Here is a 24,111-nt window from a genome sequence, read left to right on the forward strand (position 1 = left end):
CAGCCGCGGCGAAAGCAGCGGCATGCTGCCCTGGATCGGCCTGGCCGTGCTGCTGTTCATCCTCGACCAGCTCACCAAGGCCTTGATCCTCGGCAGCTACCGCCTGGGCGACTCCACCACCATCACCTCGTTCTTCAACATCGTGCGGGTGCACAACACCGGCGCTGCCTTCTCGTTCCTCGCCTCGGCGTCCGGCTGGCAACGCTGGTTCTTCACGGCGCTGGGAATCGGTGCGGCGCTGTTCATCATCTGGCTGCTGCGCTCGCATGCCGGCCAGCGCCTGTTCGCGTTCTCTCTGGCCTGCCTGCTGGGCGGCGCGATCGGCAACGTGGTGGACCGGCTGGTGCACGGCTACGTGGTCGATTTCCTCCAGCTGCACTACGGCGGCTGGTACTTTCCGGCCTTCAACATCGCAGACGCCGCAATCACCGCGGGGGCGGTGGGCCTGATACTCGACGAGATCCTGCGGGTGCGGCGCGCGCGCTGACAACATGACGGCCGAGGCAGCCGGCCGTGGCACGGCTGGGCGGCGTATGATGCTTCAAACATGAAGCATTTGCTGAACCTGCTGGCGGCAGTGGCGCTCCTGGTGTGGGGCACCTATCTCGTACGCACCGGCATCCTGCGCGTCTTCGGCGCCAATCTCCGGCGCATCCTCGCGCGCAGCCTGAGCACCCGCCCCACCGCGGCCCTGGCCGGACTAGGCGTCACGGCGCTGGTGCAGTCCAGCACCGCCACCGCGCTGATCGTCGCGTCCTTCGTGGGACAGGGGCTCGTCGCCTTGCCAATGGCGCTGGCGGTGATGCTCGGCGCCGACATCGGCAGCAGCCTGGTGGCCGTTCTGTTCTCGCTCGACCTGTCGTGGCTGTCGCCCCTTTTCATCTTCGTTGGCGTGGTGCTGTTCATCGCCCGCCAGGACACGCAGGTAGGCCGCTTCGGCCGCGTCCTGATCGGGCTGGGGCTGATGCTGCTCGCGTTGCGCCTGGTGGCGGAGTCCACGGCCATCATGGTGCAGTCGCAGGCGGTCAAGGCGCTGCTGCTCTCGCTGGCAAGCGACGTGCTGCTCGAGATCACCGTCGGTGCGGCGCTCGCCATCGCCGCCTACTCCAGCCTCGCGATCGTCCTGCTCACCGCCACCCTCGCCGCGACCGGCGCCGTTCCCCTCGAAACGGCGCTGGGCCTGGTGCTCGGCGCCAACATCGGCAGCGGCCTGCTGGGGGTCGTGCTGACGGCCCGCGCGGCCACCGACGTGCGCCACGTGCCGCTGGGCAACCTGGTCTTCAAGGTCGGTGGCGTCCTGCTGGCGGCGCCCTGCATCGGCTTGTGGCTGCGCCACGCCCCACCCTTCCTCGGCGACGTCGGCACGGTGGTGGGCTTCCACCTGGCGTTCAACACCGCACTCGCGCTCTTGTGCATGCCGGCGACCGCCACCGTGGCCCGGTGGGTGGAAGCCTGGATGCCCAAGCCGGACAAGAACCTCGTGGCAGGCAGACCGCACCACCTCGACCCCTCGGCGCTGAGCACGCCCTCGCTGGCCATCTCCTGTGCCGCGCGCGAGGCGCTGCACCAGGCCGACGTGGTCGAGACCATGATGCGCGGCATGCTGCGGGTCATCGAGACCAACGACCTGCGCCTCGCAGGCGAATTGCGGCGCATGGACGACACGGTCGACGAGCTCTACTCGGCCATCAAGTACTACCTGACCAAGATTTCCCGCGAGGCCCTGGGCGAGTCGGAGAGCCGCCGCTGGACCGACATCATCAGCTTCACCATCAACATGGAGCAGATCGGCGACATCATCGAGCGCATCCTGATCGACGTGGAAGACCGCAAGGTCAAGCACGGGCGCAGCTTCTCGGATGCGGGCGTCGCCGAGATCCGCGAACTGCACGCCCGGCTGGTCGATAACCTGCGCCTGGGCATGAGCGTGTTCCTCAACGGTTCGGTGCGCGACGCCCAGAAACTGCTGGAGGAAAAAGCGCGATTTCGCGACCTCGAGCGCAGCTATGCGAGTTCGCACCTGGCGCGCCTGAGCGACCAGACCATGCAGAGCATCGAGACCAGTTCGCTGCACCTGGACCTGATCAGCGACATGAAGCGGATCAATTCGCACATCTGCTCCATCGCCTACCCGATCCTCGATTCCGTCGGAGCACTGGCCCCCAGCCGGCTGCGCACCAGCTACCCCGAAGAGCAGGCGCCCAGCACCTGAATCCGGGCGTCGCGCGCCCGGTGTTCACGCGGTCGCATGCAGCAGGCAGTAATCGATCAGCGCATCGATTTCAGTGGACTTGTCGAACACGGCGTCCGCGCCCAGCTGGGCGCAGCGTTGCCGGATGTCGCGGCTGGCGTGGTTGCTCAGCACGACCAGCTTCTGTCCGTTGCGCCTGCTGCGGCATGCGGCCACGATGTTCAGGCCGTTGCCTTCGCGCAGGTACAGATCGACGATCGCCATGTCCCAGTCGCCGCCATGGGCGGTCAGCCAGCAGGCCCCGTCACGCTCGGTTTCGGCAACGCCTACCGCCTCGACATGGGCGAGCTCCTGAAGCGTCTCGATCAGGTTGTCGCGGATGGTCGGGCTGTCCTCGACGATGAAGGCGCGCAAGCTCATGCCGGGTCGTGGCCCTTCGAAACAAGGCCGTCTGGTTGGGGATGACCATACGGTAGGGCAGACCGCGCTCCGGGCGTGCAAGCAGCGCGACCGATCTGCTGTAGGAGGGGACACGACCTGTTGTCGGTGCCCTTCGTGGACAGGCAGGCGCCCATCCCACGCCAGGCTCGGTGCGCACGGCGACCTCCAGGCTCAGGCAGCCGGGCTCCAGGATGCCCGGCTGCCGATCAGGGCAGCAGGATCGTGCAGCCCGTGGTCTTGCGCGCCTCCAGCCCCCGGTGGGCCTGCTGCACCTCGGCCATCGGATAGCGCTGGTCGATGCGGATCCTGACCTGGCCGCCCGCGACCACCGCGAACAGCTCGTCGGCCATGGCCTGCGTCGATTCGCGCGTCGCGATGTGGGTAAAGAGCGTCTGCCGGGTCACGTACAGGGACCCCTTGGCCCCCAGGCTGCCCGGCGCGAATGGCGGGACCGGACCGGAGGCGTTGCCGAAGCTGGCCATCAGCCCGAAGGGCTGCAGGCACTCCAGCGACTTGTCCCATGTGTCCTTGCCGACCGAGTCGTACACCACCTTCACCCCACGTCCGCCGGTGATCTCGCGCACCCGCTGCACAAAATCCTCCTTGCTGTAGTTGATGGCGTGGGTCGCTCCGAGGGACAGCGCGAGCGCGCATTTCTCGTCGGTGCCGGCGGTGCCGATCAGCTGCAGGCCGAGCGCCTTGGCCCATTGCGCCGCGATCAGGCCGACGCCGCCGGCGATGGCATGGAACAGCACGTAGTCGCCCGGCTGCAGCCCGCCTTGCGGGAGCGTGCGCTTGAGGAGGTACTGCGCCGTGAGGCCCTTGAGCATCATGGCGGCACCCGTGTCGAAGTCGATCGCATCGGGCAGCCGGCACACGCAGCGCGCAGGCATCACCCGGCATTCGCTGTACGCGCCGGGCGGGTGGCTCGCGTAGGCCGCGCGGTCACCGGGCTTGAGGTGGGTCACGCCCTCGCCCACCGCCTCCACCACGCCCGCGCCTTCCATGCCCAGTCCGCCGGGCAGGGGCTGCTGGTACAGGCCGGTGCGGTAGTACACGTCGATGAAGTTCAGGCCGACCGCGTGGTGGCGGATGCGGATCTCGCCCGGCCCCGGGTCGCCGACCTCCACGTCTTCCAGAACCATCACCTCGGGACCGCCGGTGGCGTGCATGCGAACTGCTTTGCTCATCTCATCTCCTCGTGAAGGCGAGCATGCTGCCATGAAAGCGCTAAAGGCGCGGGGCCCTGGCATGCAGGGCACCGGCGGCGCCGAGTGGGCATCGTCCGCGTTCCATGCACCAGCCCCTGTCGGCGCGCGATGCGCTCCTGCTCGCATCGCCGCAGCAGCGGTGGCCGCGATGCGTTCACACAAATGAAGCATTTCGTTTTCACAATGCACCGCTCGAGATTCGTCGATTCCTCAGGAGAGCGTTCATGGCAGTTTCCAGTTTGTCCGCCTTGTGCGAGGGCGTGTGCGCGCTACTCGGCGTTCCCGCTGCCGTGCTGGCGCCAGACGCCCTTGGCCTGCTGGCTTTCTCGCTGACTATCGAAGAGACGTCGATCAGCGTGCTGCAGCGGCCCGCGGCCGACCCAGGCATGGCCACCATCGTCGTGGAACTCGGCGAGCCGCCAGCCGAGGCCGAGCTGGCTTTGCTGCGCCATCTCCTGAATGCCAACTTCGCGCTGTGTTTGCCTCACGGGCCCCTGTTCGCCCGCAATCCGGTCACCGGCCAGGCCCTGCTGCAACTGCCTTGCCCTCTGGACCTTGTCACCCCGGACAGCGTGTACCGCTCCCTGCTGCAGGCCACGGAATTCGCCGGGCAATGGCGGCAGCAGGCTCGCGAGATCGCCCAGCCGACCCAGCCTCTACTGGCAGGCACAGCCCTTACCGCGTTCGCCTGACGCGGCGTGCGCCCCGCCGCCACAAGCAAAGCCATGGAACCCGTTCGCTTCCACGTCCCGCGCTACCTGTCCGCCGGCGCCCTCGCCCGGCGCGATGCGCAGCAGGCGTCCGGGCCGGTCTGCTCCGGCGCGAGCACGGAAGGTCCGACGCGCGACCTCGAAGCCGGCCTTCAGGTGGCCTGCCCGCCCTCGCTCCGTGAATCCGCCTCCCATGCACTCCCTCCTGCAGGGGCCGTCGGACCCATCCCCAAGGGCGCCACCGCACAGCTACCCGAAGCCACCGATGCGGGCCGGCGCGCGCACTCCTGGTCAGCCGCCTGGCGCGCTGGCGCATGGGCCGCAAGCCGGGAGTTGTTCTCCCAGTCCACGGGCGTGGCCGTCGGCATGGCGGTGCGTCAGGGGCTGCTATCGGCTTCCGTCCCAGCGGCCGCGGCCTGCCACACGGTAGCTTGCATGGGCCTGGGTGTGGCTGTCCATCGCGCCAGCAGTCTGATCACGGCCGCGATCCTTCCACCAGAGCGGGCCGGCGCCCTTGCGTCGCGAATCGCGACAGCCGCTGTGCCCGTGGCTGCCGCCGCCATTACCGTCGCCTGGGCCACCGGCGCAGGCGCGCTGCCCGCCGCCGGCGCGTACCTGAGCAGCAAACTGGTGCAGCGTGGTACACGGTATCTGCTCAGCAATTCCCTGAGCAACGTGGCGCCCTCGTACGAAGTGATCGACCGCAAGGGGCACGTGGTCAGCAGACAGGCCCAGGAAGAAGCGGCCTGGGGCCGCGCGATCACCACCGCATTGCCCACCACCTTCTGCGTCGCAGCCCAGGAATTCCTGGCGCCAGCGCCCGACGACCTGGCGGGCGCGCATGCTCTGACCGACAGCCTGACCTACGTGGCAGCCGCTGGCCTGGTGGAGGCTGCGCGTGCGCTTTATGGCACGTTGACCGCGGCCGCGTTCGCGCACGCGCAGGAGCGCACCTTGCAGCCGCAGGCGGCGGGCGGCGGGCGGCAGTTGCTCGACAACATCACCTCCCTCAGGACGCTGCGCGAGAGTGGCGATGCCACGGCAATGCGCGAGTACTTCGGCATCATGGCGGACATGGTCGCCGTCTTGGCGGGCCAGCCCACCGTGCCTTTGCGCGCGGTCATCGTCGGCCTGCTGCGGGCCGAGCTCAAGGCGTTGGGGGATTTCCGCACGCCGCTGGTCACGTATGGACAGATCGCCCTGAGCCGGGCCGCAGAAGCGCGCGCACCAACACACCAGCCGTTGCGGGAAATGAAGGCCCTGGGGTCGGCGTCGAGCGCACCCACCGACGCCGCGCATTGACAGCACCCAGGAAACCTTGCGCCCTGCATCGCACCCTGCCGGCATCCCCGGTGCGGTAGTACACGTCGATGAAGCTCAGGCCGACTACGGACCATCCCGTCGGGACCGCGGTGGCGTGCAGGCGAACTGCTTTGCTCCACCGCATCTTCTCGCGACGGCGCGCCTGCACGCCATGGAGGCACGTAGGCCGCGGATGCCCTCGGATGCAGGGCACCAGCAGCGCCCACTGGGCTACAGTGGCCGCTTCCATGCATCAATCCCTGTCCGCGCGCAATGCGCTCCTGCTCGCATTGCCGCCGCTGCTGTGGGCCAGCAACGCCGTCGTAGGTCGTCTGGTAGCGCCCCTGGTGCCGCCCCTCACGTTGAACCTGCTGCGCTGGGCGGTCGCCTTCCTGGTGCTGCTGCCACTTGCGAGCTGGGCCCTGCGCCCGGGCAGCGGCTTGTGGTCCCGCTGGCGCCGCTACGGCCTGCTGGGCCTGCTGGGTGTGGGCCTCTACAACTCCCTGCAGTACCTGGCGCTCAAGACGTCCACGCCGGTCAACGTGACACTGGTGGCCTCCAGCATCCCGGTTTTCATGCTGTTGATCGGCATGCTCTTCTTCGGTCAACGCCCGACGCGGCGGCAGCTCGCGGGCGCCGGGCTGTCCATCGTGGGCGTGCTGCTGGTGCTCTCGCACGGAGACCTCGGGCGCCTGGCCAGCGTGCGCTTCGTTCCGGGCGACGTCTACATGCTGCTGGCCACGGCCTCGTGGGCCTGGTACAGCTGGCTGCTGACCCGCACCGCGGCCGACGACCCGGCGTTGCGCAGCCACTGGGCCGGGTTCCTGATGGCCCAGATCGCCTTCGGTCTGCTCTGGGCCAGCGCCTTCACGGCCGGTGAATGGCTGGTGCTGGCGCCGGCCCCGGTGCAGTGGGGCTGGCCGCTTGCCGCGGCGGTGCTCTTCGTCGCGCTCGGGCCGTCGCTGCTCGCCTACCGCCTGTGGGGGCTGGGCGTGCAGCGGGTCGGCCCCAACCTCGCGGGCCTGTTCAGCAATCTCGCGCCCCTGTTCGCCGCCCTGCTCTCGGCCACCTTCATCGGCGAGCGGCCGCAGGCGCACCACGCCGTTGCCTTCTCGCTGATCGTCGCCGGTATCGTGGTCTCGTCGCGACGGCCGGCCGCCCGGCCTGCGGAAGGTTCCCCCGAATCCGGCGCCTGAGCGGCATGCCCGGATTGTTCCTGGCTCATGCGGACGTTAGTATCAGTCGATCGATCGATAGGAGGGGGAGACCCATGCGCACATTCCTGATCGGGGCCTGCCTCGCGGCCCTGTCCATCACCAGCGCGGCACAGCAGGCGGCGCCTGCATCCGCTGCAGCGCCGTCGCCCGCCGCGCCCACGCTGCGACTGGGCGTGATCGGGCCCTTCACCGGCCCGTCGGCCGACTTCGGTGTCCCCATGCTCAATGGCGTGCGCATGGCGGTCGATGAGATCAACGCAGTGGGCGGCTACCTCGGCCGCCGGATCGAACTGGTGGTCAAGGACGACAAGGCCGATCCACCCGAGGGGCTGGCCCGCGCCCAGGAGCTTCGCACCGCCGGTGTCTTCGCCACCATCGGCTTCTGCAACACCGGCGTCGCCATGGCGGCGCTGGACGTGTTCCAGAAGAACCAGATGCCGCTGATCGTGCCCTGCGCCGCCGGAAGTCCGGTGACCGCCAAGTACCCGGCGCCCGAAAGCTACGTGTTCCGCACGTCCGCGCGCGATGGCATCCAGTCGGAGTTCGTGGTGGAAGACCTGGTGCGCCGCGGCCTCACCCGCGTGGCGATCTTCGCCGACACCACCGGCTACGGCGAGGCAGGGCTGGCCGACGTACGCAAGGCGCTCGCCGCGCGCAAGCTCGAGCCGGTGCACGTCGCGCGCTTCCCGCTGGGCGTGACCGACCTCACCGAACCGCTCAAGGCGGCGCGCCAGGCCGGAGCCAACGTGGTGTTCACCTACACGGTGGGCAAGGAGAACGCGGCCGTGGCGCTCGGACGCGAAGCCATCAAGTGGAACGTTCCGCTGGTGGGCGGCTGGCCGCTGTCGTTCCCCTTCTTCATTCAAGGCGGCGGCAAGGCCGCCGAGGGCGCGATGATGGCCCAGACCTTCATCGCCGAGCCCAGCAACGAGCGCCGCGCCGCGTTCCTCAGCTCGTACGCCCGCAAGTTCGACACCAACCGCATCCCCGTGCCCATGGCCGCGGCCCAGGCCTACGACGCGACCTACATCCTGCTGTACTCGATGTTCAACATCCGCAACGGCAAGCTCGATGGCCCGGCGCTCAAGGCTGCGCTCGAGAACATCGAGCGCACCTACTACGGCGTCGTCGCAACCTACGAGCGGCCCTTCAGCGTCGCCGACAAGGACGCCATCACCCAGAACATGATGGTGATGGGTCTCGTGAAGAACGGCGCCATCACCTTCGCCTACCCCGAAGACGCCAAGCGCAACCTGTTCGTGCAGCGCAAGCGATAGCGGTAGCCGGCAGCGGGAGCCCCGCCACAGCTGAAAGAAGCGAAGGCGGCACACCAGCAGCACGGCGCCGCGCCGCTGCAAGAACACCGTCCATCGACTCGGGCCCGCGAACACCAGAACGGCGCGGCTGAACTTAATGCCAGGCGCCGCAGGTAGCGCGCCGCACGCCCACGGCGCGAGCGCATCCGCCTGGCGCCAGCGTCAGCGCCTGGCGCGACCCTTCTCCTCGCCGTCCTGCGAGGAGACTCGGCGCGGCAGGACCACCGCCACCTCAGTACGTCCCCGGGTAAGCGCCGCCATCGATCAGCACGTTCTGGCCCGTGACATAGCTCGCGTGGGCGCTGCACAGAAAGGCGCAGGTCGCACCGAACTCGTCGGGCGTTCCGAAACGCCGCGCCGGGATGGTCTTGCGGCGGGCCTCGGCCACGGCGTCCATGGTCTGCCCGGTCTTCTTCACCGCACCTTCCATGGTCGCGCGCAGGCGGTCGGTGTCGAACGCGCCGGGCAGCAGGTTGTTGATGGTGACGTTGGCGGCGGCGAGGCGTTCTGTGCGGGCCGCTCCCGCGACGAAACCGGTCAGGCCGCTTCGCGCGCCGTTGGACAGGCCAAGGATGTCGATCGGCGCCTTGACGGCGCTCGACGTGATGTTCACGATGCGCCCGAAGCCGCGGGCGGCCATGCCGTCCACCGTGGCCTTGATCAACTCGATGGGCGTGAGCATGTTGGCATCGACCGCGCGGATCCAGGCCGCCCGGTCCCAATCCCGGAAATCGCCGGGCGGGGGGCCGCCGGCGTTGGTCACCACGATGTCGTAGTCGGCGCGCGCGGCGAAGGCCGCGGCGCGGCCTTCGGGCGTGGTGATGTCCGCAGCCACCGTGAGCACCTCGGTGCCGGCCGGCAGTTTCGCGTCCTCGCGCAGTGCCTGCGCGGCTTCCTCGAGCGCCTCGGCGCCGCGCGCCACCATGACCACGTGCACGCCTTCTCGGGCCAAGGCCCTGGCACAACCCAGCCCAAGACCTTTGCTCGCGCCGCACACCAGCGCCCAGCGACCCTTGATTCCCAGATCCATGTTCCCGTCTCTCCTGAATGGCCGGGGCCGGCGGCCCCGCAACCCGAAACTATAGGGGCCCGAGGCGATAGGAAGCGCCCGACCTGCGGAAACGACCACGCGCTGCAGGCAGTGGCAGCGTCGGGCAACTCGACTCGCCCGCGCGGCGCGTTCCGCGGCTGCAGGACCCGCAGAGGCACTGGATCGTGGTGCCTGCGTGGCGCGGCGGCGCGGCGGCCGCAGTCCATCCTCGCGGCAGGGCGCGCGGCCGGTCCGCGCAGGCGCGGCTCGGCATGGGGCCTCACCGGCCGCCGATGCGGGTGAACACGAAGATGCCGGCGATCACCAGCAGCGTGCCGGCCGCCACCCAGACGGTGAACGGCTCACCCAGCAGCCACACGCCCAGCAGGATGGTCGAGATCGGCCCCACCATGCCGGTCTGCGCGGCCAGCGCCGGTCCGATCCGCTCGATGGCCATCATGACCAGCAGCACCGGCACGACGGTGCACAGAGTGGCGTTGAGCACCGACAGCCACAGGACCTGAGGCGCAACGGCGAAGGCGACCCCGACCGGACGCAGCAGCAGAAACTGCACGATGCAGCACACGCAGGCGACCGTGGTCGCCAGCCCGACCAGGCGCAATGAGCCGAGCTGCTGCACCAGTTGCGCGCTGTGCACGAAATAGAAGGCGTAGCTCACGGCGCTCAGGAACACCAGCAGCGCGCCCCAGGCAGCCTGCGGCCCGAGCAGGCCCACCTCGTGGCCGAACACCAGCAGCACGCCCGCGTAGCTCAGGGCCACGCCGGCGAGGTGCCCGCGCGTGACCGGTCTGCGATGCAGCAGCCATGCGAGGAACAGCACGAGGGTCGGGTTGAGGTAGAGGATCAGCCGCTCGAAGGAGGCGGTGATGTACTGCAGTCCGACGAAGTCGAGGAAGCTGGCGAGGTAATAACCCGTCAAGCCCAAGCCGAGCACGCCCAGCCACTGGCCGCCGTTCAGCGGCGGCTTCCCGCGGCTGGCCCACCACGCCATGAGCGCGAAGAACGGCAGGGCGAACAGCATGCGCAGCATGATGAGCGTCACCGCGTCCACGCCCCAGCGGTAGGCGAGCTTGACGATGATGGCCTTGCCGCTGAAGGCGATAGCACCGGCCACGGCCAGGAAGAGGCCCGTCCCGAGGCCGGCACCCGGGCGGCCCGGCGCCTGCGCCGGCGGCGCCGTGGTGAGGTGGGAGGGAGCGCTCATCGGAAAAAATATCGCCGCATTGTGACAGCGCGGCCAGCGTGCGGCGGTGTCCTTGCGAGCGGTCTGCGGTCGGCAGCCTGCATTGCCGCTCGGAGCGGACGTGCCGCTCCGCGAAGGGCACCGCCGGTGCCAACTCCGAACGCCGCCACACGAAAGCAGCGCCACCAAGATCCCGAAATCACAAAAAAAAAAGCGCCTCGGAAAAGGCGCTGTGGGCGAGGCGACGGTGCCCGCAGGCACCGCCCCTGGCGTGCGTTCAGTCTTCTTCCTGGAACGCCTCTTCCCGCTTGCGCTTGATGGACGGCAGCGCAACGATGATCACCATGAGCGCGGCCATTCCGAGCAGGGTGGCCGACAGCGGGCGCGTCACCAGCACGCTCCAGTCGCCGCGCGACAGCAGCAGCGCACGGCGCAGGTTCTCTTCCATCATGGGACCCAGGATCAGCCCCAGCAGCAGCGGGGCCGGTTCGGCGCCGAGCTTGATGAAGGCATAGCCGATCACGCCGAACAGCGCCACCATCCAGATGTCCCAGGTGTTGTTGTTGGTCGAGTAGACGCCGATGGCGCAGAACAGCACGATCGACGGGAACAGCCAGCGGTAGGGAATCGTCAGCAGCTTGATCCACAGGCCGATCAGCGGCAGGTTCAGGATGATCAGCATGGCGTTGCCGATCCACATCGAGGCGATCAGGCCCCAGAACAGCTCGGGATTGCTGGTCATGACCTGCGGGCCCGGCTGGATGTTGTGGATGGTCATGGCGCCGACCATCAGCGCCATCACGGCGTTCGGCGGGATGCCCAGCGTCAGCAGCGGGATGAAGGAGGTCTGCGAGCCGGCGTTGTTGGCCGACTCCGGGCCAGCGACGCCGCGGATGTTGCCCTTGCCGAACGCGATCTCGCCCGGCTTGAGCTTGATCTTCTTCTCGATCGTGTAGGCGGCGAAAGCCGACAGCAGCGCGCCACCACCGGGCAGGATGCCCAGCGAGGAGCCGAGGGCGGTGCCGCGCAGCATGGCGGGGGCCATGTGCTTGAAGTCGGCGGCGGTGGGCATCAGGCCCTGCACCTTGCCGGTGAACACCTCACGCTCGCTCTCGTGCTTGGAGAGGTTCATGATGATCTCGCCGTAGCCGAACACGCCCATCGCGATCACGATGAAGCCGATGCCGTCGGTCAACTCGGGGATGTCGAAGGAATAGCGCGCGACACCGGAGTTCACGTCGGTGCCGACCAGGCCCAGCAGCAGGCCCAGCAGGATCATGCCGATGGCCTTGAGCAGCGAACCCGATGCCAGCACCACGGCGCCGATCAGGCCCAGGATCATCAGCGAAAAGTATTCGGCGGGGCCGAACTTGAAGGCCACTTCGGTCAGTGGCGCGGCGAACGCGGCCAGGATCAGCGTGCCGACGCAACCGGCGAAGAACGAGCCGATGCCGGCCGCCGCGAGTGCGGGTCCGGCCCTCCCCTGCCGGGCCATCTGGTAGCCGTCGATCACGGTCACCACCGAGGACGACTCGCCGGGCAGGTTCACCAGGATGGCGGTGGTGGAGCCGCCGTACTGCGCGCCGTAGTAGATGCCGGCCAGCATGATCAGCGCCGACACGGGCGGCAGCGCATAAGTGGCGGGCAGCAGCATGGCGATGGTCGCCACCGGGCCGACGCCGGGCAGCACGCCGATCAGCGTGCCGAGCAGGCAGCCGACGAAGGCGTAGAGCAGGTTGATCGGCGTGAACGCGACGCCGAAGCCCAGGGCGAGATTGCTAAACAGGTCCATGACGGTTCTTTCTTCGTGCCGCTCAGTACGCGATGAAGCTGGGCCACACGGGGAACTGCAGGCTCAGCATGTAGACGAATGCGAAGTAGCTGCCAATGGCCAGCACCGTGGCCAGGATCAGCACCTCTTTCCAGCGGAACTGGTCGCCCGCCATGGCCGCGACGATGGTCAGTGCGTAGATGCCGACGATCAGGCCCATCGCCGGGATGCCGATCCCCGGCAGCCCGCCGAGCGCTACGCCGAAGATGAGGTTGGACAGGATGATGAACACGAGCGGGCGCCACGCGATGCTGCCGATCGGGTTGCCGTCCTCGGTCTCGACGACCAGGCCCTGGAAAGCAACGATCAGTCCGAGGATCGCCAGCAACACCCCGATCAGCAGGGGAAAGTAGCCGGGGCCCATGCGGGCTCCCTCGCCGATGTTGTAGTTGGTGGCTCCCCACGCGAAAGCCACGCCCACCACGGTGAACATGAGCCCTGCGACGAAGTCCTTCTCGTTCTTTATGCGCACGATCGTCTCCTCATAGCTGGATACAACCGGCGGATTGTGGTGGTACTCGGATGCTCCGCCCATGTGGGTTCCACCTACATGGCCGAGCTAGAGCCAAGGTACGGACTCGACAGTTCGCACCAGTCCGGTGCGAGCACCAGCCCGGCGCTTCAGGCGACCGGCGCCAGCACGCGCGGCCACTTCTCCGCCGGCAAGCCCCAGCGGGAGCGCACGGCCTCGCCCTGTGCCTGCAAGTCGGCACGGGTCGGCCGATGCGGCGTGCGCAGCGCCAGCACCACGGTGTTGCCCTCGCGCGTGGGCTTGAACGCCCACACGGCGGCCGCGCCGAAGGCCGCGACGATCTGCTCCAGGCTGCGCTCGTAGCTGGAGGAGCGCCCGAAGAGGTTCACCGCCATGCAGCCCTCCCCGGTCAGGAGCTGGCGGCAGTCGGCATAGAACTGCGCACTGTCGAGCACGGGCGCGGCCGCCTCGTGGTCGTACAGATCGACCTGCAGCGCATCGATCTGGCCACGCCAATGCGGATGCGCGACCACCTCGGCTGCGTCGGCGAGGACCACCGAGAGCCGGGCGTCGTCGGCGGGCAGCTTGAACCACATGCGGCAGGCGGCCACCACCTGCGGATTCAGCTCGATCGCCGTGGTGCGCATGCGCAGCTTCTTGCGGCAGAACTTCGTCAGGGCCGCAGCGCCCAGCCCCAGCTGCATCGCGTGCCGCGTGGCCACCGAATCGAGGGGCACGAACAGCAGCCAGGCCATCATCCGCTGCACGTACTCGAGGTCGATGTCGAAGGGCGCATCCAGCCGCATCGAGCCCTGGATCCATTCGGTGCCCAGATGCAGGTAGCGCACACCGGCGTGCTCGGAGAAGTTGACCTCGGGCAGGTCGCTGGGGGAGGCGTCGCTTGTCGTCAAAGTGCGCGGATTATCCCGCCGGCAGCAGGGCCCGCAGCCGGGGCAGCGCCTCGCACGCGTTGTGCGCGGTCGCTCGCGCCAGCGCCTGCGGCGCCAGCTGGCGCAGCGCGGCCAGTTCGGCACCGATGCGGACAAGCTCGGCCGGTTCGTTGCGGCCCTGCGCGAGGCCACCTTCACGCTGCGCAGCGGTGCGATACAGCCAGCGCGGCGGGATGTCCGGAGCATCGGTCTCCAGCACCAGCGCAGACGTGGGCAACTCGATCGCGAGGCGCCTGATGTGCAGCGCGCGCTCGTAGGTCAGGGTTCCGCCGAAACCCAGCTTGAAGCCGAGCGCGACGAAGGCCCGCGCCTGCTGCACGCTGCCGTTGAACGCATGGGCGATGCCGCCGCACACGCGGGCGCGGCGCAATTCGCGCAGCAGCGCGTCGGCCGAGCGGCGCACGTGCAGGATCACCGGCAGGCCGTGCCGCGCGGCCAGGCGCAGCTGTTCGCGCAGATAGAAACTCTGCACCTCGGCGTCGAGGCCGGGCACGAAGAAGTCCAGCCCGATCTCGCCGACCGCGACCAGGCGCGGATCGCACGCGTGCGCTTGCAGCGCGTCCGACAGCACCGCAAGGTCGGCTTCGCGCGCGCGAGGCGTGAACAAGGGATGGATCCCCAGCGCATAGCTGTCGCCGTGGGCATGGGCCAACGCGCGCACGGTCCCGAAGGCCTCGGCGCAGACGGCCGGAACGATGCAATGCGCCACCCCCGCCTCGCGTGCCCGCTGGCGCACCGCGGCCCGGTCGCCGGCGAACTCTGCGGCATCGAGATGGCAGTGCGTGTCGATCCAGTAGGACATCGCTGCATGATGCCGGAGAGTGCAACGCCGGCAATCGATCCGTGCTACCGTGTGCTCCGGGTTTTTCCTTCACTCCCTCCGCTTTCCAAGAGGTGACGGATGCGCAGGCCAGCGTTCTACAGCTCCAGCCGCCCCGGCCAGCCGGCCGCAGGTTCTTCCGACGACGAGGCGTCCGCGGCCCCGCCCGAATCAACGCGCGCCGCCAGCCGATCCCGCCGCATCCGGCGCCCCTCGTCCACAGAACTGCTGTGGGTCGCGGTCCTGGTGATGGCGATGCTTCTGGCCTGGAGCTTCGCCGAGCGCCCCGCCCAGCGGCGCATCACCCAGGAAGACATCAACGCGGCGGTGCTCAAGACGCTCGAGACCCAGCAGATCCCCTCCGAGTACACGCGTGCCTACGAAGCCATCCGCCCCTCCGTCGTGCGCGTGGTGAGCTACGTCAAGCAGGACCGTGTCTCTGGCGAGCTGGCGGCCAAGCTGCGCAAGCGCACCGACAAGCCCAAGCCGCTGGGGCCGGCGCAAGGCGAGCCGCAGGCCGAGGACGGCACTATCGAGAGCGGTGTCGGCACCGGCGTGGTGATCGTCGATAAAGGCATCATCCTGACCAACCTGCACGTCGTGGCCGGCGCCGACCGCATCAAGGTCACCTTCCACGACGGCCTGGAAGCGACCGCCACGCTGGTGAACGTGCAGCCCGAGAACGACCTCGCCGTGCTGCAGGCCAGCAAGATTCCGGACGACATGATCGCCGCCACGATGCGCTCGACGGCCGACCTGCTGCCGGGTGACAAGGTCATGGCCGTGGGCTTCCCGTTCGGTATCGGCCCTTCCGGCTCGGCTGGCGTGGTCTCGGGACTCAAAAGGGTCTTCCGCTCGCCCGACGGCGGCCAGGAGCTGGGCAACCTGATCCAGTTCGACGCCGCTGCCAACCCGGGCAACTCCGGCGGGCCTTTGGTGACCATGGACGGCGAACTCGTCGGCATCGTCACGGCCATCCTCAACCCCACCTCGGCGCGCACCTTCCTGGGCATCGGCTTCGCCGTGCCGATCGAGAACGCCGCGCAAGCCGCCGGCCTGCCTCCGTTCTGACGCCCCGCGCCTGCCCCGGCCGTCTTCTTCCACACGACCATCCGCACGCACCACACACCATGAACGCAACGCCTCCCGACACCCCGCGCCAGGACAGCGCCACCGCGCGCCTGATGGAACAGATCCTCTACGAGGTCAAGCGCGTCGTGGTCGGCCAGGACCTGTTCCTCGAACGGGTCATGGTCGCCATGCTGGCGCAGGGTCACCTGCTGGTTGAGGGCGTTCCGGGGCTGGCCAAGACGCTGACCGTCAAGACGCTGGCCAGCACCGTGCGCGGGCACTTCAAGCGCATCCAGTTCACGCCCGACCTGGTCCCCGCCGATTTGGTGGGCACGCGCATCTACAGCCAGAAGACGGGCGAGTTCTCCACCTCGCTCGGCCCGGTCTTCACCAACCTGCTGCTCGCCGACGAGATCAACCGGGCGCCGGCCAAGGTGCAGAGCGCGCTGCTCGAGGTCATGCAGGAGCGGCAGGTCACCATTGCCGGCGAGACCCACCGCGTGCCCTCGCCGTTCCTGGTGATGGCCACGCAGAACCCGATCGAGACCGAAGGCACCTACCCGCTGCCCGAGGCCCAGGTGGACCGCTTCATGATGAAGGTCGTCGTCGGCTACCCCACGGACGAAGAGGAGTACGTGATCGTCGAGCGCGTCACCGGGCCGGCCATCGATGTCTCTCCGGTCGCCACCACCGAGCAGCTCGCGGCGCTGCAGCGCGAGTGCCGGCGTGTTTATGTCGATCCCTCCCTGGTGCAGTACGCGGTGAAGCTGGTGTCGGCCACGCGCGATCCGGCGCGCCAGGGCCTCAAGGACCTCGCGCGCTTCATCACCTTCGGCGCCAGTCCGCGCGCCACCATCAACTTGGTCGAGGGCGCGCGCGCCATGGCCATGCTGCGCGGGCGCACCTACGCGCTGCCCGAAGACATGAGCGACCTGGTGCCCGACGTGCTGCGCCACCGCCTGGTGCTGTCGTACGAAGCGCTCTCCGAAGGGCTGAGCTCGGACGGACTCATCGAGCGCATCATGGCCAAGACCCCGGCGCCTCCGCGTCCCCTGGAACATGAAAAGCTGGCTGCATAGATTCAGCGGTCGCGGCAGTCCCCCGCCGGCGGAGCCCGCAGCGACTGCAGGGCCGGCTCCGGCACGCGCCGAGCAGGTGATGCGGCGTCTAGAGTGGACGGCCATCCGCCGGCTCGACGGCCTGCTGCAGGGCGACTACCGCACCCTGATGCGCGGCGCCGGGCTCGACCTCGCCGACCTGCGCGAGTACCAGCACCACGATGACGTGCGGCACATCGACTGGAACGTCACCGCCCGGCAGGGCACGCCGCACGTGCGCGTGTTCACCGAAGACCGCGAAATGGCTGCCTGGTTCCTGCTCGACCTGAGCCCCTCCATCGACTTCGGCTCCGGTGAGCTGCGCAAGCGCAACGTCTCGGCCGAATTCGTGGCCGTGCTGGCGCGGCTGCTCACGCGCCACGGCAACCGCGTCGGCGCCATGCTCTACGGCAGCGGCGTGGACACCATCGTCCCCACCCGCGGCGGGCGCCGCCACGTGCTGCACCTGCTGCACGCGCTGCAGTCCCGCCCGGTGGCGCAGGGCGCCCAGACCACCAAGCTGCGCGACCTGCTCGACGCCGCCGCGAGCCTGCTCAAGCGTCGCTCGACCATCTTCGTGGTGTCCGACTTCATCAGCGAGCCCGGCTGGGAGCGTCCGCTCGCGCAGCTCGCCCAGCGCCACGAGGTGGTCGCGGTGCGCCTGCTCGATCCGCTCGAGCTGCAACTGCCCGACCTGGGCCTGCTGACCCTGCACGACGCCGAGAGCGGCGAGCAGGTCCTGGTGGACACGCACGACCCCGGATTCCGCACACGATTCGCCCGCATCGCCGCCCAGCGCGAGGCCGAGCTGCGCGAAGGCCTCGCCAAGGCGGGGGTCGATGCGCTCGAGCTGTCCACCGACGGCGACCTGGTCGATGCCCTGGTGCGCTTCATCGAGATGCGCAAGCGGCGCCTGCGCCTGGCTGCCGGAAGCCTGCCCGCCCATCTGAAGCACGCCGCCTGATCAGAGACCGAACGAAGACCCGCCGCCATGCAATTCCTCTGGCCCCAATACCTCTGGCTGCTGCTGCTGCTGCCGCTGCTCGTGCTCTCCTACGTTCTCCTGCTGCGCCGCAAGAAGAAGCTGGCGCTGCGCTACGCATCGCTGTCGATCGTGAAGGAGGCGATGTCCACCGGCTCGCGCGTGCGCCGGCACATTCCGCCGGCGCTGTTCCTGCTGTCGCTGGCGGCCATGCTGATCGCGGCGGCACGGCCCACCGCCGTCATCGCACTGCCTTCGGCCCAGCAGACCATCATCCTGGCCATGGACGTTTCGGGCAGCATGCGCGCGACGGATGTCGAGCCCAACCGGCTGGTCGCGTCGCAGCGAGCGGCCAAGAGCTTCCTGGCCGAGCTGCCGCGCCACGTGAAGGTGGGCATCGTGGCCTTTGCCGGGTCGGCGCAGGTGGCGCAGCTGCCCACCACCAACCGCGACGACCTCGCCACCGCCATCGACCGCTTCCAGCTGCAGCGCGCCACCGCCACCGGCAACGCCATCGTGATCTCCCTGGCCACGCTGTTCCCCGAGCAGGGCATCGACCTGCAGGCGATGCAGACCGGCCGCGAGCGCCAGCGCGGCTTTGCGATCGATGCGCAGCGGCCCGAGAAGAAGGAGTTCACCCCGGTGCCACCCGGCTCCTACACCTCGGCAGCCATCATCATGCTGACCGACGGCCAGCGCACCACCGGCGTCGATCCGCTCGAAGCGGCCAAGATGGCGGCCGACCGGGGCGTGCGGGTCTACACCGTGGGCGTGGGCACCGTCGATGGCGAGACCATCGGCTTCGAGGGCTGGTCCATGCGCGTGCGCCTGGACGAGGAGACCCTCAAGCAGATCGCCACCCGCACCGAGGGGGAGTACTACTACGCGGGCACGGCCCAGGACCTGAAGAAGGTCTATGAGTCGCTCAGCTCGCGCCTGACGGTGGAGAAGAAGGAGACCGAGATCTCGGCCCTCTTCGCGCTCGCGGCAGCCCTGCTGGCGATGCTCGCCGGTGGCTTGTCGCTGCTCTGGTTCAACCGCATCCTCTGACCCTGCGCCGGTGGTGGCCCCACGGGGTACCCGGCCGGGCTTCCCTTGCGCGCTTTCGGGGCCGGCCGGCACACGAACACCGGTGCCCTCCGTAGGATGCGGCGACCCATGTCGAAGACCCGCCCCGCCCGCAGCGAGGCGAGCGCGCCGCCGCAAGAACCCGCCATCGAGGACTACGCCGCCATCGGCATCAAGAGCGCGCGCGAGAGCAGCGGCTGAGGCTGCAGGGCGAGCGCCTGGAGCCGTCATACGCCTGTACCCGGCCGCCCAGCGGGCTTCGAACAAGCGCATCGATGCCGCACCACGGGCCGCACGGCGGCACCGGACCCGGCTGCCCAACCGCGCGTGTAAGTTTCGACAACTGTTTGGCAAGGTCGTTCGCGTCGCCCCATCGGGCAGGAGCCCGGCCCACAATGAATCGACCGAACCGACAGGGGCGCGTCCGGCTTGTGCGGCAGGAGGTGCTCCAGCACAGGGAGAACCGCATGAGCATGAACACCAGCGAACAGATCCTGGAGCGGTTGCACGCCTGGGGCGTGCGCCGCATCTTCGGCTACCCGGGCGACGGCATCAACGGCTTGCTGGGCGCGCTCGACCGCGCGAGCGACCGCATCGAATTCGTCCAGGCGCGCCATGAGGAACTGGCCGCCTTCATGGCCTGTGCCCACGCCAAGTTCACCGGAGAAGTCGGCGTGTGCCTGGCCACCTCGGGCCCCGGAGCCATCCACCTGCTCAACGGCCTGTACGACGCCAAGGCCGACCACCAGCCGGTGGTGGCCATCGTCGGCCAGGCCGCGCGCGCCGCCATGGGTGGGGACTACCAGCAGGAGGTGGACCTGCAGACGCTGTTCAAGGACGTGGCGCACGAATACGTGCAGACGGCGATGGTGCCCGAGCAGATTCGCCACCTGGTCGATCGGGCCGTGCGCATCGCCCGCGACCAGCGCACCGTGACCTGCATCATCCTGCCGCACGACCTGCAGGAACTCGACGCGGTGGAAACGCCGCCGCGCCAGCACGGCACTGTGCACAGCGGCATCGGGATGACTTCCAAGCGGGTGCTGCCCGACAACGACAGCCTGCGCGCGGCCGCCGACGTGCTCAATGCCGGCCAGCGCGTGGCCATCCTGGCCGGCGCCGGTGCGCTGCATGCGACCGACGAGCTGATCGAGCTCGCCGACCGCCTGGGCGCGGGCATCGCCAAGGCCCTGCTCGGCAAGGCCGCCGTTCCCGACGACCTGCCCTTCGTCACGGGCAGCATCGGCCTGCTGGGCACCCAGCCGAGCTGGGAGATGATGAGCAACTGCGACACCCTGCTGATGGTGGGCTCGAGCTTCCCGTACTCGGAGTACCTGCCCAAGGAGGGCCAGGCGCGCGGCGTGCAGATCGATCTCGACGGACGCAAGCTGAGCCTGCGCTATCCGATGGAGGTGAACCTGGTGGGCGACAGCCGGCTCACGCTGCAGGCGCTGCTGCCGCTGCTGCACCGCAAGGACGACCGCCAGTGGCAGGAAGGCCTGCAGGAGCAGGTGCGCGACTGGTGGGGCGTGCTGGAGGCGCGCGCGCAGAACACGGCTGACCCGATCAACCCGCAGCGGGTGTTCTGGGAGCTGTCCCCGCGCCTGCCGGACGACTGCATCGTGACCTGCGACTCCGGCAGCTCGGCCACCTGGTATGCGCGCGACCTCAAGTTCCGGCGCGGCATGATGGGCTCGCTCTCGGGCGGGCTGGCCACCATGTGCCCGGCCGTGCCCTATGCCATCGCCGCCAAGCTCGCCTATCCGCACCGGCCCGTGCTCGCCATCAGCGGCGATGGCGCCATGCAGATGCTGGGCATCAACGGCCTCATCACCATCGCTCACCGCTACAAGGACTGGGCCGATCCGCGCCTGATCGTGCTGGTGCTGGACAACGGCGACCTGAACATGGTCACCTGGGAGCAGCGCATCATGGGCGGCGACCGCAAGTTCGAGGGCTCGCAGGTGCTGCCGAACATGCCCTTCGCCGAGTTCGCGCGCTCGCTCGGGCTCGGAGGCATACGCGTGGACACGCCCGAGGCCATTGCGCCGGCGTGGGACGAAGCCCTGCGCGCCGACCGCCCGGTGCTGCTGCAGGTGATGACCGATCCGAAGGTGCCGCCGGTGCCGCCGCACGTGTCGGCCAAGCAGGCCACCTCGTACGTCAAGGCGCTGATGCAGGGCGACGCCGAAGCGGTCGGCATCGTGATCGCCAGCGCCAAGGAATGGTGGGACGGCCTGACCGCCGGCAAGAAGAAGCGGTCCTGAGCCGTGGGTGCCAGGGAAACGCCCGATCGGGTCGAGATCGACGTCGCACGGCTCGAAGCCGACCTGCGCGCACGCGTGCGCGGCGAGGTGCGCTTCGACGCCGGCAGCCGCGCGCTCTATGCGGCCGATGCCTCCAACTACCGCCACACGCCCATCGGCGTGGTGATCCCGCGCACGGTCGATGACGTGGTGGCGGCGGTGGCCGTGTGCCACGACCACGGTGCGCCGCTGCTCTCGCGCGGCGGCGGCACCAGCCTGTGCGGCCAGTGCTGCAACGTGGCCGTGGTGCTCGACTTTTCCAAGTACCTCAACCGCATCCTGGAGATCGACCCGGGCACCCGCACGGCGCTGGTCGAGCCGGGCGTGGTGCTGGACGACCTGCGCGATGCTGCGCGCGCGCACGGACTCACCTTCGCGCCCGACCCCGCCACGCACAATCACAACACCCTGGGCGGGATGATCGGCAACAACTCCTGCGGACCGCATTCGGTGATGGGCGGCGAGACGGTGCACAACGTACTCGAGCTCGACATCCTGACCTACGACGGCCTGCGCATGACGGTGGGCGCGACCGACGACGCGGCGTTCGAGCGGCTGTGCGCCGCGCCCGACCGCCGCGCCCAGATCGCGCGCCGGCTCAAGGACCTGGGCGAGCGCCACGCCGACGAGATCCGCGAACGCTTTCCGCGCATTCCGCGCCGCGTCTCCGGCTTCAACCTGCCGCAGCTGCTGCCGGAGAACGGCTTCGATCTCGCCAAGGCGCTGGTGGGCACCGAAGGCACCTGCGTGGTGGTGCTGCAGGCGCGCCTGCGCCTGCTGCCCGAGCCGCCCTGCCGCGCCCTGCTCGTGCTGGGCTACCCCTCGGTGTACGAGGCCGGCGACCACGTGCCGCAGGTGATGGAGGGCGGGCCGATCGCGCTCGAAGGCGTCGATGACCGGCTGGTCTCCGATATGGAGCGCAACCACCTGCACCCCCGCGGCGTGGCCTTGCTGCCCGAGGGCCGCGGCTGGCTGCTGGCGGAGTTCGGCGGCGATTCCGTCGAGGCGGCGTGCGATCGCGCGCGCGCCCTCATGGCGCGGCTGGAGGGCGAGCACGAGCCGCCGTCGATGAAGCTGATCGAAGATCCGAAGGTGCAGGCCATGCTGTGGAAGGTGCGCGAGGCCGGGCTGGGCGCCACGGCCCACGTACCCGAGGAGCACCTGACCTGGGAAGGGTGGGAAGATTCTTCCGTGCCGCCCGATCGACTCGGCGAATACCTGCGCAAGCTGCGCGCGCTGTTCGACCAGTACGGCTACGGCTGCGACCTGTACGGCCACTTCGGGCAGGGCTGCGTGCACACGCGCATCGACTTCGACCTGCGCACCGCCGCCGGCATCGAGAAGTTCCGGCGCTTCATGGAAGACGCGGCGCGGCTCGTGGTGAGCGTGGGCGGCTCGATCTCGGGCGAGCACGGCGACGGCCAGTCCAAGGGCGAGCTGCTGCCCATCATGTACGGCGAACGGCTGGTGCGCGCCTTCGATGAGTTCAAGGCCATCTGGGACCCGCAGGGCAAGATGAACCCGAACAAGGTGGTGCAGCCGCACCGCTCCGACGAGGACCTGCGCCTGGGCACCGACTACCGGCCGGCGCAGGTCGAGACCGTGATGCATTTCGCCTCGGACAAGGGCGACTTCTCCCGCGCCGTGCTGCGCTGCGTCGGGGTGGGCGAGTGCCGCAAGAAGAGCGGCACCATGTGCCCCAGCTACATGGCGACCGGCGAGGAGATGCACTCCACGCGCGGGCGCGCCCACCTGCTGTTCGAGATGCTCAACGCCGAGACCAAGGACGGTGTGCTCAAGGGCGGCTGGCGCGCGCCGGCGGTCAAGGAGGCGCTCGACCTGTGTCTCTCGTGCAAGGGCTGCAAGAGCGAGTGCCCGGTGAAGGTGGACATGGCGAGCTACAAGGCCGAGTTCCTGCACCACCACCACCGCACGGCCTGGCGGCCGCTGTCGGCGCAGGTGTTCGGGCGCATCGACCGCTGGTCGCGGCTGGCGAGCCACGCGCCTTCGCTGGTGAACTTCTTCAGCCAGCGCGAGCCCTTCGCGGGGCTGGGCAAGCGGCTGGCGGGCATCGCCCCGCAGCGCCGGCTGCCGGTCTTCGCCCGCCGCACGTTCCGTCAGGGCTTTCGCGAGGCGCCGCAACGCCCCGGCGCGCGCGAGGTGCTGCTGTGGCCCGACACCTTCAACAACCACTTCCACCCGCAGGTAGGCCACGCCGCGGCGGACGTGCTGCGGCATGCCGGAGCCCAGGTGCGCCTGCCGCCTGCGGGCCTGTGCTGCGGCAGGCCGCTCTACGAGTTCGGCATGCTGGAGGACGCGCGCCGCTATCTGGAGCGCATCGTCCTGGCGCTCGACGATGACCTGCGCGCCGGCACGCCAATCGTGGTGCTGGAGCCGGCCTGCCTCTCGGTGTTCAAGGAAGAACTGCCGCAGATGCTGCCGCACGACCAGCAGGCCAAGCGCCTGCGCGAGCAGAGCCTGTCGCTGCCGGAATTCCTGCGCGACCATGCGCCGGACCTGGCCTTCGAGGCACTCGAGCGGCCCGCCCTGCTGCACGGCCACTGCCACCACAAGAGCGTGCTCGATTTCGATGCCGAAACCGCGCTGCTGCGCGAGCGGCTGGGGCTGCATCTGGAGCTGCCCGACACGGGCTGCTGCGGCATGGCCGGCTCGTTCGGCTTCGAGGCGCACAAGTACGAAGTCTCGATCGCCTGCGCAGAGCGGGTGCTGCTGCCGGCCGTGCGCGACTGGAGCCCCGAGCGGCTGCTGGTCGCCGACGGCTACAGCTGCCGCGAGCAGATCGTCCAGTGCACGGGGCGCGAAGCCCTGCACGTCGCCGAAGTCCTGCAGCGGGCGCTGCCGGGCCATCCATCACCCACCGGGAGCTAGCTT

Annotated in this window: 20 protein-coding genes; 12 read left to right on the plus strand and 8 right to left on the minus strand. The window is 69.2% G+C overall.

All coding sequences use genetic code 11. From position 1 onward, the window contains the following. The first annotated feature begins 22 nt into the window (after window positions 1–22). Together lspA and WG922_RS04450 are read left to right on the plus strand one after the other, a co-directional pair. On the plus strand, window positions 23–487 hold the full coding sequence (lspA, locus tag WG922_RS04445; protein WP_445322792.1) for a signal peptidase II: 465 nt from the start codon (window positions 23–25) through the stop codon (window positions 485–487). A 60-nt stretch (window positions 488–547) separates the two neighbouring features. Further along, window positions 548–2,212, plus strand: coding sequence for a Na/Pi cotransporter family protein (locus tag WG922_RS04450; protein WP_340280958.1), 1,665 nt, complete (start codon window positions 548–550; stop codon window positions 2,210–2,212). A gap of 24 nt (window positions 2,213–2,236) precedes the next feature. On the opposite strand, the gene WG922_RS04455 is transcribed toward WG922_RS04450, so the two are convergent. Together WG922_RS04455 and WG922_RS04460 are read right to left on the minus strand one after the other, a co-directional pair. Continuing rightward, window positions 2,237–2,611, minus strand: a complete 375-nt coding sequence (locus WG922_RS04455; protein ID WP_340280959.1) for a response regulator — start codon at window positions 2,609–2,611, stop codon at window positions 2,237–2,239. Between the two features lie 227 nt (window positions 2,612–2,838). Beyond that, a complete protein-coding gene (locus tag WG922_RS04460) occupies window positions 2,839–3,822 on the minus strand; it encodes a quinone oxidoreductase family protein (RefSeq protein ID WP_340280961.1) in 984 nt (327 codons plus the stop codon). 104 nt (window positions 3,823–3,926) lie between these two features. On the opposite strand from WG922_RS04460, the gene WG922_RS04465 reads away from it, so the two are divergent. The 4 genes from WG922_RS04465 (at window position 3,927) to WG922_RS04480 (ending at window position 8,349) form a co-directional block, all read left to right on the plus strand. Next, complete coding sequence (locus WG922_RS04465; protein WP_340280962.1) at window positions 3,927–4,535, plus strand: CesT family type III secretion system chaperone; 609 nt, start codon at window positions 3,927–3,929, stop codon at window positions 4,533–4,535. Between the two features lie 351 nt (window positions 4,536–4,886). After that, window positions 4,887–5,855: a hypothetical protein gene (locus tag WG922_RS04470; RefSeq protein ID WP_340280963.1), complete on the plus strand. Its 969-nt coding sequence runs from the start codon at window positions 4,887–4,889 to the stop codon at window positions 5,853–5,855. Between the two features lie 248 nt (window positions 5,856–6,103). Then, a complete protein-coding gene (locus WG922_RS04475) occupies window positions 6,104–7,051 on the plus strand; it encodes a DMT family transporter (RefSeq protein WP_340280964.1) in 948 nt (315 codons plus the stop codon). A 74-nt stretch (window positions 7,052–7,125) separates the two neighbouring features. Next, window positions 7,126–8,349: an ABC transporter substrate-binding protein gene (locus tag WG922_RS04480; protein ID WP_340280965.1), complete on the plus strand. Its 1,224-nt coding sequence runs from the start codon at window positions 7,126–7,128 to the stop codon at window positions 8,347–8,349. Window positions 8,350–8,620: 271 nt separating this feature from the next. On the opposite strand, the gene WG922_RS04485 is transcribed toward WG922_RS04480, so the two are convergent. The 6 genes from WG922_RS04485 to WG922_RS04510 form a co-directional block, all read right to left on the minus strand. Continuing rightward, window positions 8,621–9,418 (minus strand): SDR family oxidoreductase, encoded by a 798-nt coding sequence (locus WG922_RS04485; protein ID WP_340280966.1) that lies wholly within the window; start codon window positions 9,416–9,418, stop codon window positions 8,621–8,623. 280 nt (window positions 9,419–9,698) lie between these two features. After that, window positions 9,699–10,643, minus strand: a complete 945-nt coding sequence (locus tag WG922_RS04490) for a DMT family transporter (RefSeq protein WP_340280967.1) — start codon at window positions 10,641–10,643, stop codon at window positions 9,699–9,701. 256 nt (window positions 10,644–10,899) lie between these two features. Beyond that, complete coding sequence (locus WG922_RS04495; protein ID WP_340280968.1) at window positions 10,900–12,414, minus strand: tripartite tricarboxylate transporter permease; 1,515 nt, start codon at window positions 12,412–12,414, stop codon at window positions 10,900–10,902. 22 nt (window positions 12,415–12,436) lie between these two features. After that, window positions 12,437–12,925, minus strand: coding sequence for a tripartite tricarboxylate transporter TctB family protein (locus WG922_RS04500; protein WP_340281170.1), 489 nt, complete (start codon window positions 12,923–12,925; stop codon window positions 12,437–12,439). 149 nt (window positions 12,926–13,074) lie between these two features. Then, on the minus strand, window positions 13,075–13,836 hold the full coding sequence (locus WG922_RS04505) for a spermidine synthase (protein WP_340280969.1): 762 nt from the start codon (window positions 13,834–13,836) through the stop codon (window positions 13,075–13,077). A 10-nt stretch (window positions 13,837–13,846) separates the two neighbouring features. Then, window positions 13,847–14,677 (minus strand): TatD family hydrolase, encoded by an 831-nt coding sequence (locus tag WG922_RS04510; protein ID WP_340280970.1) that lies wholly within the window; start codon window positions 14,675–14,677, stop codon window positions 13,847–13,849. A 99-nt stretch (window positions 14,678–14,776) separates the two neighbouring features. Here WG922_RS04510 and WG922_RS04515 point away from each other — a divergent pair, with 99 nt between their 5' ends. The 6 genes from WG922_RS04515 to WG922_RS04540 all read left to right on the plus strand — a co-directional run bounded on the left by WG922_RS04515 (window position 14,777) and on the right by WG922_RS04540 (window position 24,108). Further along, on the plus strand, window positions 14,777–15,766 hold the full coding sequence (locus WG922_RS04515; protein ID WP_340280971.1) for a S1C family serine protease: 990 nt from the start codon (window positions 14,777–14,779) through the stop codon (window positions 15,764–15,766). Between the two features lie 59 nt (window positions 15,767–15,825). After that, on the plus strand, window positions 15,826–16,845 hold the full coding sequence (locus WG922_RS04520; protein WP_340280972.1) for an AAA family ATPase: 1,020 nt from the start codon (window positions 15,826–15,828) through the stop codon (window positions 16,843–16,845). Continuing rightward, window positions 16,826–17,827 (plus strand): DUF58 domain-containing protein, encoded by a 1,002-nt coding sequence (locus WG922_RS04525; RefSeq protein WP_340280973.1) that lies wholly within the window; start codon window positions 16,826–16,828, stop codon window positions 17,825–17,827. Before WG922_RS04520 ends, WG922_RS04525 begins: the two co-directional genes overlap by 20 nt. Before the next feature lie 27 nt (window positions 17,828–17,854). Beyond that, a complete protein-coding gene (locus WG922_RS04530; protein WP_340280974.1) occupies window positions 17,855–18,895 on the plus strand; it encodes a VWA domain-containing protein in 1,041 nt (346 codons plus the stop codon). Window positions 18,896–19,380: 485 nt separating this feature from the next. Next, entirely contained in the window at window positions 19,381–21,180 is a 1,800-nt protein-coding gene (locus WG922_RS04535; protein WP_445322788.1) for a thiamine pyrophosphate-requiring protein, read from the plus strand. Between the two features lie 3 nt (window positions 21,181–21,183). Further along, on the plus strand, window positions 21,184–24,108 hold the full coding sequence (locus tag WG922_RS04540; protein ID WP_340280975.1) for an FAD-binding and (Fe-S)-binding domain-containing protein: 2,925 nt from the start codon (window positions 21,184–21,186) through the stop codon (window positions 24,106–24,108). Window positions 24,109–24,111 lie beyond the last annotated feature (3 nt).

Source organism: Ramlibacter sp. AN1015 (assembly GCF_037726105.1).
Lineage (GTDB): Bacteria > Pseudomonadota > Gammaproteobacteria > Burkholderiales > Burkholderiaceae_C > Ramlibacter.